The organism is Paenibacillus sp. FSL R5-0713 (genome assembly GCF_037973325.1).
GTDB lineage: Bacteria > Bacillota > Bacilli > Paenibacillales > Paenibacillaceae > Paenibacillus.
Genome location: NZ_CP150229.1, coordinates 2168739 through 2181222, shown reverse-complemented (window position 1 = coordinate 2181222; position 12484 = coordinate 2168739). Strand labels below are relative to the sequence as shown.

6 protein-coding genes are annotated in these 12484 nt (G+C 44.1%); 2 read left to right on the top strand and 4 right to left on the bottom strand.

The features are described from left to right. The first annotated feature begins 25 nt into the window (after positions 1 to 25). Entirely contained in the window at positions 26 to 676 is a 651-nt protein-coding gene (locus tag MKZ12_RS09970; protein WP_339260201.1) for a nitroreductase family protein, read from the top strand. 95 nt (positions 677 to 771) lie between these two features. Further along, positions 772 to 1068: a putative quinol monooxygenase gene (locus MKZ12_RS09965; protein WP_339241040.1), complete on the top strand. Its 297-nt coding sequence runs from the start codon at positions 772 to 774 to the stop codon at positions 1066 to 1068. A 279-nt stretch (positions 1069 to 1347) separates the two neighbouring features. On the opposite strand, the gene MKZ12_RS09960 is transcribed toward MKZ12_RS09965, so the two are convergent. From MKZ12_RS09960 to MKZ12_RS09945, 4 genes are all read right to left on the bottom strand, one after another. Then, positions 1348 to 2706 (bottom strand): FAD-binding oxidoreductase, encoded by a 1359-nt coding sequence (locus MKZ12_RS09960; protein WP_339260200.1) that lies wholly within the window; start codon positions 2704 to 2706, stop codon positions 1348 to 1350. Positions 2707 to 2886: 180 nt separating this feature from the next. Continuing rightward, complete coding sequence (locus MKZ12_RS09955) at positions 2887 to 3414, bottom strand: MarR family winged helix-turn-helix transcriptional regulator (RefSeq protein ID WP_339241037.1); 528 nt, start codon at positions 3412 to 3414, stop codon at positions 2887 to 2889. A 47-nt stretch (positions 3415 to 3461) separates the two neighbouring features. Next, a complete protein-coding gene (locus MKZ12_RS09950) occupies positions 3462 to 4271 on the bottom strand; it encodes a lysophospholipase (protein WP_339261363.1) in 810 nt (269 codons plus the stop codon). Between the two features lie 354 nt (positions 4272 to 4625). Beyond that, a complete protein-coding gene (locus MKZ12_RS09945; protein WP_339260198.1) occupies positions 4626 to 12431 on the bottom strand; it encodes an immunoglobulin-like domain-containing protein in 7806 nt (2601 codons plus the stop codon). Between the last annotated feature and the right edge of the window lie 53 nt (positions 12432 to 12484).

The following is a 12484-nucleotide window of genomic DNA, read 5'->3' as shown; positions in this document are numbered from 1 at the left end:
CCATATATAGAGGAGAGATCCATTCATGAGTACGATTCAAAGCAAATTCCAAAAAACAAATGATTTTAACGAAATTACCTACGGTCGCCGTTCTGTTAAGCTTTACGACCCTGAAGTGAAAATCAGCCGTGAAGAAATGACTGAAATTCTTGCAGAGGCTTCACGCGCTCCTTCTTCGATCAATTTGCAACCTTGGCGTTTTCTGGTTGTAGATACAGCTGAAGGCAAAGAAAAGCTTGCGCCTCTTGCAAGATTCAATCAAAATCAGGTTTTGACTTCTGCCGCTGTTATTGGCGTATTCATTGACATGAACAACGTTGAATATATGGATGAGATTTTTGGTAAAGCTGTAGAACTTGGTTACATGCCACAAGACATTAAGGATATGCAGCTCAAAACTGTAATGCCTTATTACGAAAAGATGGCTGCTTCCGATCTTCGTGACGTTAACCTAATCGATGCTGGCCTTGCTTCCATGCAATTGATGCTTGCAGCACGTGCTCATGGTTATGACACCAACCCAATTGGTGGTTATGAGAAAGATCAAATTGCAGAAGTATTCGGTATGGACAAAGAGCGTTATCAACCCGTTATGTTGATCTCTATTGGTAAATCAGCGAAAGAAGGTCATCCTTCCTATCGTCTGCCAGTAGAAACCATCACAACTTGGGCATAATATCAGGGGCTGTTTCCCTGTAAGTCATGATTATTTGCTTTTAATAGGTTTATATCACTAACAAATCTCAAACACACTCTGGAGGGTTAACTATTATGATTATCATTCACGCACATCTGCAAATTCAAGCGGCTCAAGAACAAGCATTTCTGGCTGCAGCTAAAGAACTGATCACGGCTACACGTCAAGAAGAAGGTAACATCAGCTACGATCTGACAAAAAGCACAGAACACGAACAACAATACACGATGATTGAACTGTGGAAAGATGAAGCTGCTACAGCTTCCCACAACACAAGCTCACATTTCCAGGCTTTTGTTCAACAAGCAGCAGCTTTTATGGCCGCACCAATGAACGTGGAAGTATTTGCTGGAGAAAAAGTTAACGTTTAATTGCTCCAACAACTGACATGCCTAGTTGGCATGTGAAGAAACTGCTCTTGGTCATATGACCGAGGGCGGTTTTTTCGTTGTTCGGTGAAAAAAGTATTCACGGTCGTGATATCCTGAGTGTGCGTCGTATATCTTTCCACCGTCGTTCACGCTTGTTCATGCTTGTTCACAGGTTGATTTCATTCCTTGTTCTGGCATTTATATTTTACATACCAAAAACACGCCCAATAAGGCGTGTTTCTTCACTCATTAATTAGACAGTGAACAAGTGAATATGGATTACACTCTCCGAGCAGGCGTGATGCTTTGCGGATTGTTAAACACATTTTTCGGATCATACTTGGCTTTGACTCTCCGCAGTCTGGCATAGTTGGCTCCATAGTACACTGGACCGGAATTCTTGATTCCTTGGTCTGGAACGTTGATATAGGAACCGACAATGTATGGTTGCAATTTCTTGCGAGTATTACGAGCGAGTGCAATATTTTTAGCGGCATGGGAAGGTTTGATCCACGTACTGGTCCATTCCACATAGAACTTCTCTTTCCGCCAGAAAAATGCGGTTGATCGAGGTGATTTGCGACTTACCGCTCCACCCCAGTTCAGGAAATAGAACCCGCCTGGCCCCTCTTCTATATTCTCCAAAAATGCCCGCATCGTTTTGATGGCCTTATCAGGAAATGGTTTTCTTCCGAAACCGGAGGAGAACTGGTTACTGAACCTTTGCGTTTGAATCGGGTCAGGCTGCAATAAGAACTTCACAACTTCCGGGTAAGGCAACAAACGAACCGTGGAGCTCGTCGGTGTGCCGACACTAGTCATTGGCTGCAATAATCGGAGGGCCTCTGTTTTAGAGCCTAAGAACAGTCCCTCCATCATAACGTTACCACCTTTTTTTGGTCCGATGGACAACTCGCTGCCCAATCTCGTATCAACAGAGGGAGCCCACCGCTGCCATACTTTGAGCACCTTTTCGAATTGAGCCCATGGCCAGGTGATTTTAAATACTGTCGCTTTCGCTGGAGCCCGGCGCACTTTGAACTTGTAGCGGGTGTACACTCCGAAGTTACCACCACCCCCACCACGTGAGGCCCAAAAGAGATCTGCATTATGATTTTTATTCGCCCGGATGACTTTTCCGTTGGCATCCACCATCTCCACTTCAAGCAGGTTATCACTGATGAGACCTATGGTACGCTGGAGAGGCCCAATTCCCCCGCCTAACGTAATCCCACCGATTCCAACTGTAGGGCTGTCACCAAAAGGAGCGATGAATCCTTGCTTGGCGAGGGTATTCGCAATTCTTCCTACCCGGTTGCCTGTTCCTACAACGACGGTTCCATTTTTTTTATCAAGCTTGATCGAATTCAGATCACTCACGTCAATCACGATACCGCCATTCACCTGTGAAAGGTTCACTTCAAGCGCGTGTCTGCCACTTCGCGGCCGGATCGGCACATCATTCTCACGAGCCCATCGGATGGCATTGGAGACATCTTTTGTTTTCTGAGCAAAAACAAATACTTTAGGAAATCTGTCCGTATGCGGGTCCCAGTTTTTTCGCGCGGCCTCATATCCTGGATCACCTCTGAAGATCACTCGTCCGGTCAGTTTCGTTTTTGATTTCAATCTATCCATCTCCCTATTCAACATTTGTCATACAGCAGTTCACGAGAGCACCTTATACTGTATGACGGACATTCGCGGAGGGAATGGGCTAGTGCCTTAATTTCAAGATTCGTGTTTCAGAGCAAGCAAAAAGGAATTTTCCTTTCCGTCCACAGAACAGCCTTGAGGAAAATCCCTTTTATCTCGAAACTAGTCGCTGCCCGAATCCGAATCAATTCTGATTAATTTACGCGCTTCCTGTTCCTTTTCACCATACCAGACGAGTACATCGGCGAACATATCCATAATGCGAATAAAGTTTTGTTTGTCGGCATCTGAAATCTGATCGGCATACTTGAAAATCTCATCAAAGCAAAGCTCTCGCACAAATTCGGTATACTTGCCATATACCTCGCGCCCTTTTGCCGAAGGTTTGACGTAAATATCTTTGCGGTTACCGCTTAGATGGAATTTCTCGAGCAGTCCTTTTTCGGTCAGATTCTTCACATTCTTGGAAAATGTACTGCGGCTTACGCCCAGGCGCGCAGCCATTTCCGTCATCTTCTCTTCCTTGTCCTCGGCTTCCAGAATGTATTCCAGCGTCTGAATCTGTGAAGCCGAGAACATCATATCCGTACCATAACTTCGCTGCAACTTATAGGTGTTCGAGTACGCATTGCCGTATTTGATAATTTTTTCAATCAGTTCCCGATGGTCGCCCATCCAATCTAATTTCATGGATAATCCCTTTCATCATTCAGATTCTCTCTCTTACTCTACTGAAATCAGATTCGTTTTTCAATCCATGTGATTGCTTCTTCAATAACGTCATCACGGGTTGGTTCATTAAATATCTCATGCATCAGATGAGCATAAATTTTGAGTGTTTTATCGGTTGAAGCAATATCACCGTAAAAATCACGAGAATCCTTTTCGCTGACCAGCCCGTCATTCGCCCCATGCAGAACAAGTACGGGATCTATAAACTTCTCAGCGTTCTCCTTCAGCCATGTTATGCCATTTCCCAGACTGTTAAACAAATCTACAGAGATTTGCTTTTCAACTAGTGGATCATTCGCGTAAGCGGATACAACTGCGGGATCACTACATACGCCGCTGCCCAGCTCATTCGGGAAATACGTGCCTGTAGGCAGATCCATCGGCAGTTCTCCAGCAACTTTTGTATTGTAACGAGTGAGCGCTCCGGATAACACGATACCTTTAACCTTGCCTGGATATTTCGTTCCAAAAGACGATGTTGCGAAGCCGCCCATACTATGTCCGATAACAAACAGCGGAAGATTTCCGCTTTCTTGCAAAGCAGTCTCCACCACAACGTTGACATCCTCTATGATCTGGTGAAAATCACTGTAGAACGTACGCTGTCCTTCCGATCTGGCATGACCGCGATGATCGAATCGATATACGTTAAACCCGCGCTGACTCAGCTTCTCTGTCACATAATCATAGCGACCGGTATGTTCCGCTAATCCGTGCACAATAACGACAGCGGCTTTGGCATTTTCCACTGTATCCTTGCTGAAATAAAGCTGTGTACCGTCAAAGGATTGAACTGTTGTCTCGATTTTAGTCATCATATCCCCGTCCTTTTTGTAGTGTCCCAGCTTAAGCTCCGAGAGATCATTTCTTCCGCCCTTAACAAGGACACGTATAATATAGTTCTCAACAAAAATAATATTGTTTCTTACAGAAACAATATATCATCTGGTATGTTCTCTTGTCTACATTAATTTAAAAGCGCTTTCAAAAAGGATAAATATCACTGCAATGTGAATCATAAAAAAACCACTTACACTCAAGAGTCCTTGTGTTAGTGGCCAAGTTTTAGGTATTGAACATGAGGGAATCGAAATGGTACGCCAAAAACGCTACCACAAGAAGTGGTAACGTTCCTGACTTTGTAATGCCACGATCTTATGAGCACGTGTCTACATTAAACCCAACACATTATAGATCATCACTGCTGCTTCTGCACGGCTGACGTTCTTCTTCGGTGCAAACTCATCGTTACCTACACCGTTGATTATGCCTGCTCCCTGTATTGCCTCTACCGCTTGCTTCGCGTAGTTTGCGATGTTTGCTTCATCCTTGAAAGCAGTAGCTTCACCACTTGCTAACGCTAGTTGCTTCATTTGGATCGCCTTGTATACCATAACGGCCATATCTTCACGTGTAATGTTCTCATGAACTCCGAATCTTCCATTTGGTTTTCCGTTCACAATCCCCAGCTTCTGCGCGGTTGCGATGTTTCCATGGTACCATTCTCCTTGCTTCACATCACTAAAACTTGTCGTTGCGCTCTCATCCGATAACTCCAACATATTCATCAGCATGGTGATGAATTCTGCTCTTGTCACTTGACCCTTCGGATTAAACTCGCCGTCGCCTACACCCTTCACAATGCCTCTTGCTCCCAATGCTGAGATGGCATCCTTCGCCCAGTCTTGGGTCACATCCTTAAAGCTCGTTGCAACATACGCTACCGTATACTTGCTTAGATACGTTGGCTTGAACTCTACTTTTCCTGTCGCTGCATTGTATTTACCATTCGTCACCACTCTTAGCTCACCGTTGTCCTTCACATCGTATACGATGACATTGTTTGGATTTTCGGCAGCTTTTAGGGTGTATGGCAATGCAATCACGAGATCATCTCTGCCATCAAACGCTGTAAGCTTCTTACCATCAATCGTTAACTCGATATCATATACGACCTCACCAGTTAGCCCCGCTTGTGCACTAGCTGACAATTGATTAGCTGTTATTTTCTTAATCGACAATCCTAACGTTTTCCCCGCACTTGTTCCTGTTCCGAGCAGTTCGGTTGCCACGCTTACGACTGCAGAGCCTGTATTGATCTCGATGCGATCTACCGTAGAAGATCCACTTGTTAAGCGCGCATCTACTGCTAACTCAATCGTTAGCCCGTTCCAGCTTTGATCACCTTCAACTCGTATCTGTAGCTCACCGCTTGTCGTTTGATCAAGCGCACGCTTCACTGTATCCGCACTTAACTTCACGTTAGAAGCACCGTTCTCACTTGCGACTGGCTTAATGTTTATTTGGCCGTTGTCCATTACCACTGGCTCATTTCCACCTGTAGCTGGTGGTGCTGTAGGTGCAGGGATATTACCGCCACCATTTCCATCCCCACTGCTTGGTGCTTCTGGAGTCCCATCAACCAATGGTGTTACTGTTACTGTAGCGCTGGATGAAAACCCACCATCTTCTGTAGTTACTGTAATGTTTGCTGTTCCTGCTGCCACCGCTGTTACTCGCCCCGTCGCACTTACAGTGGCTACAGCTGGATTACTGGAGCGCCATGTTACTGCTTTTTTCGTTGCATTAGCTGGTAATACGGTAGCTGTCAATTGCCCTGATTTACCTTCTACGATGGACAACGTCGTTTGGTCCAGGCTAATTCCACTAACGGGTACGTTTTTCCCACTAAGTGCATCATACTCACGTTGTGTAATGGGAATTACCGTTCCGTGACGCGGACTCGCGGGTAAATTGTAGTTAGAAGATAATGTCCAGACACCTGATGCAAGATTGGTTGTCTCGAATGGAATATAACCTCTTCCACCAAACTCATCTACGAATAAATACCATTTTTCTTCTGTATTTGATTTGAAGATCGTTGGACCCTCAACCCATTTCATACTACCCACACCTTGATTAATCATCTTGAAGGCTGGATCTAAGATCGAGTTACCAACCTCTTGGAAGACCATCTTGCCAAATGGAGCAGCAGCTCCGTTGTCTTGCTCATCCTTTGTAAAGCGATACACTTTTCCATCATGCTCAATCATCGTTGTGTCAATGATGGAGTATCCATAATCCAAATATACTTGCGGTTCAGTAAACGTATAGAAATCTCTTGTCTTGCTATACATCATTTTTTGATATGCACTGCCTGTATGGGATGCATCGTCAAACATTCTTGATGCCCAGAATACGATATATTCACCAGTTGTTTTGTCGTACATGATTTCTGGTGCCCATGTATTACCCGCTTCTTCCGGTGCAACCTCTACCATGCGTTGATCTGTCCAGTTGACCAGATCATTCGATTCCCACACCATAATCGAACGACTGCCCCATGTCTGTGCTCTGCCCCAGCTACCATTGCCGTTAATTTTCAGATCGGTAGCGATCATATAGAACTTGTCACCTTCAGGCGAACGAATAATGAATGGATCTCGTACTCCCTTCTCCCCTAAGGTAGAGGTCAATACAGGTTTACCATTATTCAATTCTCGCCAGTTCAACGGATCATTACCGTTACTTAGTGCAAAGTGAACTTGCTCGCCTGTTGAGCTACCTTCTCCAGTGAAATATGTGAAGAAGTATCCCGCATATTTTTCATCAGCAGGCCGTTCCTTCACCTTCGCCATAAATTCCTTTGTAGCGGATGCTGAATTTAATGTAATCGTAGCTGTAAGCTTCACGTCTATATCTCCACTACCGTACGCCTGACGTTGTACTTCACCAGTCACTGAAACGACATTGGGTTGAGCAGAAGCCCAAGTAATGGTTGTTCCATATAGTCCAGATTTCGGTAATGAGAGATGACCTCTAACATCACCAATGTTATGAACGACTAGCGCTGCTTTTGCTTCATCTACAGAAGCGGCATCGCTTGGCAATGCCTTAACCATCAACGTAAAGGTTTTGCGAGCTGTCTCTGTACCATCTGTAAATACTGCTGTTAACGTTACAACTTGATCACCCGTTGCGTTAGCTGGTCTGGTTACGGCACCTGTAGTTGAGATGACATTCCCCTTATCCGAAGTCCAGCTTATTGTTGTGCCATAAGCACCTGATGTTGGCAAAGTTACATTGCTTATAATCGCATCTTTGGATGTATTCGAGGCAAGAAGATCATGAATGGTTAATTTCTCTGTCGCAGCCGATACAAACATGCCCTTCATCGAAGCAATCTTCTGATCTGCACGAGCCTTCAGTGATGCAATATCTGCTGCTGTCATCGCACCATCATAGATTTGGAAGTCTGCAATCAACCCGCCGAAGTATGGATCAGCCGGATAAAATGACTTCCCAATGGTTCCACTACTTCCTGAGATATTTTTTATTTGTTCTAACGTCATACCATTCGTTGATCCTGATGCAACAGCAACACCATCAATATAAAGCGTTAGTGTACCATCTGTACCTGAAACAACAGTTGTAACGACTTTCCATTCATTATTCTTTAAGCCCGTGGTCGAAGTTGAAGACTCATTATTCCAGGCATTTGTCGCGATACCTAAGCGAGCCAGACCGTTAGCGTTATAACGTGGTGTGAAATACGTATAGTGCGTATTACTGTTTGGTCTTCCTAATGCATATAACCACTCCGCAGCATTTTTACCGCTCCAGTTCACAATGGACGAAACGGTGATATCCGTTAATCCATCGAGAACTCCTTGTGGCAGCTCTACATAGGAGTTAGTTGTGCCACCAGTAAAGCTTAGTACACCCGCATCTTGTGTACTAATCCATTCTGCTTTAGACGGATTCATCCATTTTCCGTTAAAGTTTCCTGTTTGGTCAACAACCGTCGCACCATCGATATCATTCATATCGTAGTGGAGAATGAGTTCTGCCCCAGATGGCTGCTCTACTGGAGGAGTAACGTCTTCATTAGCCAAAGTTGCAATCTCTTCAACGGATAATGCACGATTATAAATACGGAAATCATCCAATTTACCAGCAAATAGACGATCAGAGCTGTTTCTCGATTTACCAATATAATTCATCGTTGTTTCCAGCAACATTCTCGGCTCCACGTTAAATGTCGAGCTGCGTTTAACCTCTTGACCATTCACGTACAATACGGCATCAAATTCATCCATTGTAATGGCAACATGCTGCCAAGTCTTCGTTGGTAATAGTCCAGCATTTCTCACTGCATATTTATAATCTGATCCGAGTTTCGTGCTGTCATTGCTGAATTTCTCTGTAAAAGGGGTTACGACAGCGAACTCCAGACTACCTGTATCCCCTTGTGTACTCAAGTACATGGTATTGCGGTTCACCTGTCTGCCTGTTTCGGAAGCAAAATCAAATATTCTTTGATTTGCCTGATTTCGGTCCATTTGAACCCATGTAGAGAACGTTGCCTTCTCCAGATTCAAGGATTGAACCAAGTGATCTGGCAGCTTCACATATCCTGTTGATCCATTAAGCTCTAATGCCCCACCCGTTTTACCGATGCGATCCTCTTCATTAATCGTTGCTCCACCTACGAGTGTTGCGTGATGGCCATTACCAGAAATGTCGTTCAACGTTGTACCATTCACTGTATCTGCATCAAATGAGTAATGTACAACTGGGTCTGTTGATGGTACTGGTCCTTTCCATGCATACTTCTCTTGCAAAGCATTATACTCTGCACGTGTGATTGGAATCACCGTTCCGTGTCGTGGTCCTGGCGGAAGTGCATATTGATCACTACTTAACACATTGTTGATATATTGCGTGCTGCTATCCAGTTCTGTTGTATATCGTACATGATACGGCCATGAATCAAGGAACAGATACCATTTGTCTTTATGAATATCTTTGAAAATCGTTTGTCCTTCATTATTTCCATTTTTTCCGATCAAGCCAAGTTTGTTATCACGTGTACCCGGAACAGCGTCGTATTGAAGGCCGTTTGCTGCAATACCATCCTTGTCATAGTAGAAATTTGGTGCTTTCTCTACATACACTTTGGTATTTACTTCTGACTTGGTGAATCGATACAACATATCATTATGCTCAATAAACGTCGTATCAATGGTCGGCAGTGACTCATCAATCATGACCTTGGGCTCAGAAAAGGTGTAGAAATCTCGTGTTGTTGCGTAGTACATCACATTGTACTGACCTTCCGGTCTTCCGTTATAGTCACCATATGTCTCTGTGTTTTTCATTGATGATGCCCAGAATACGATATACTCTCCAGTTTCCGGATCATAGATCGCTTCTGGCGCCCACGTATTTCCTCCCGTTTTAGGAGCCACCTTGATCATCCGCTGCTCGCTCCAATTCACGAGATCCTCCGACTCCCAAACCATCATGTAATGACTACCCGTAATTTGAGCCTGGTCAAAATCTGTACTTTCACCCATTTTCAAATCGGTTGCCAGCATATAAAATTTATCACCTTCTGCTGACCGGATAACGAATGGGTCACGAAGCCCTTTTTCACCCATATCCGATTGAAGGATAGATTTCCCATTATTCAACGCTTTCCAGAACAATGGATCTTCCGCTGTAGCGAAGGAGATCTCTTCACCGCCCTCATATTCACCTGTAAAGTACGCAAAGAAGTACGCATCAGGCTTTACTGGCGCAACTGCTTTTTTAATTGTAACGTTAAACGTAAGCTCTTTAGAAGCTGCACCATTCGTAATAGTAGCGATTAGCGTAACGGGTATATCCGTAGCTTGACGGCTCACCCAGCCTAACTGTGTAGCGTTACCAGCCGCTTCAGCCGTTCCTTTAACAACCGCCGGCCTGTTGGATGCCCATGTAATGGTGGAGCCTTGTTCACCTGTGGTTACAAGACGTAAGTTGCCTTTAACATTGTCCGCATTGTAGATCTCTACTTGTTCAGCATCCAGATCAACCTTCTGCTGATCATCAAATTGCTTCAAGATCGTAACCGGGAATGCAGCCGCTCTAGATACGCCTTGATACGTTAAAGTAGCCGTAAGCTCTGCTTGAACATCACTTGCTTGAGCATCTGGACGTTGCACAGTACCACTGTCAGAAATGACCGTAGGATGACTAGAGCTCCAAGTGATGCTTACACCGTTTTTACCGCTCGTCGGTAAGGTAAGGTCTTTCGTTATCTGCTCCGCACTCTGATCTGCCTCGTCTAAGTAATGACCGATGTTAAGTTGATTCGCTGCATCATCAACAGTGAGCTGACGTATTTTGGAGATGTGAGTTGCTGCTTCTTGTTGATATAACTCGCCCATTTCTTGCTCCGTCAATGCACGATCATATACTTGGAAATCAGCCACGCTACCTTGAAAGTATGGATCGTTCGAGAAGATGGACTTACCGATAAAGCCTGAGAATGTAGAATCCGGATTCATAATTTCTGACAGTTTTAGTCCCTTCGCATTACCTGAAGCCACCTTGACTCCATCCACGAATAATGTGATCCTGTTGCTGGCTTCAGAGAAGGACACCGTTACATGCTTCCACTGTCCACCGATCAGGTTGGAGTTTGCGCCACCTGTAACTAATGCTTCGTTCGGCCAGCCATTTTTAGAGATACCTGTAGCAATCATATTGCCTGATCCGCTACCATGACGTGGGGTTACGAAGAAATATTTATTCGTTTCCCGTGTTAACACCGTACCCAACCCGAAAATCCAGCGATTCGTACCATCATTCGTCCAGTTTACGATGGAAGATACGGTAATCTCATTCAGACCTTGTAATAGATCCAGTCCGTTGGAGCCCTTAGGAATCTCAACATATCCACTATTTGATGTAGAGCTTCCACCATTGAAGGAAATAAAACCCACTTCACTATTTGAAATGAATTGTCCATTGTTTGGATTTTTAAATATCCCATCGAATGTAACTGGCTTGTTGGCAACATCCTTTAGTACGAGTTGACCGTCTACTTCTGTAGTCGTTTTCATGTCGTAATGAAGCAGCAGATCATCGTTTAGCATCTTTTCTTGAACGGTAATCTGCTCATTAGAGTCATCCTTAGGCAGTAAGGTAATGATGAATTCCTTCATTGCCTGGCTTCCACCTAAAGAAATGGTTGCCGTTAACGTCACTTGTTGCTCCATTTCTCGTAAGGTCACTTCCCCAGTTGCACTAATCGCACTCTCATCACTGGAAGTCCATGATATCCATGCGCCATACTTATCTTCAGTAGGCAGTTCAAGAGATTCTGTCACGGCAGATACATCACCTAATGTTAGCTCTTTTTTGCTTTGTTGTACTTGCTTTTCATTAAATGATTGTTCATATACTGCCGCGATATCTTCATTATTTAGTGCCTCTCCGTAAATTCTTAAATCTTGAAAGCTACCCGCAAAAGTTCCATCCCCTAAATAATTGGAGCGACCGATGTAAGCTTGCAAATCCGTACCAAAGCTTGCTGTTGTTTTCTCTTTGGCGGCCGTACCTATGCTTACACCGTTAATGTAACCTGTAATAGAATGTTCTGTTATGACCGTGGTATAGTGAACCCATTGACCTTGATATTGTGAGGTAGAAACGCCTGATACTCCTATCTCAGTTGTCCAAGGCTGGTCCACATTATTGCGATCCGTAAATACGGACTTAAAATCACCACTTGGATTCGATGGATTAAACAGCCAATAGTTCGTTGGCAATTTATTATCAGCTGCTGGTGTACCGTAGAACAATGCTGCGTAGTTTCCGCTTCCCGTGTTACTTTTGATCCATACAGAAATCGTTGTATTTTCTTGATGATCAAACAAACCCGTAGGAAGCTGAACGTAGTTCGTGTTACTATCTGTTCCTCCAGGTAGAGTAAGACCATCAACATACGAAATGTTTCCTACTGCCGTTCCATGCTTGCCATGACCTGATGTATCCTGTACATCCTCAAGCAATGGATAATGTGCCAACATCGTTGGTATTATGGGGTCCGCTGAAGCTTGATTGTTAAATGGCAGAACAAGACTTACACAGTTACTGAAGGTCAATAGTAAAGTTAACGTTATGATTGAAATCCGCTTTCGCATAGCATTCTCCCCTTCGTTTAATATTCAAAAGCACGTAATCCTTATTTCACCTT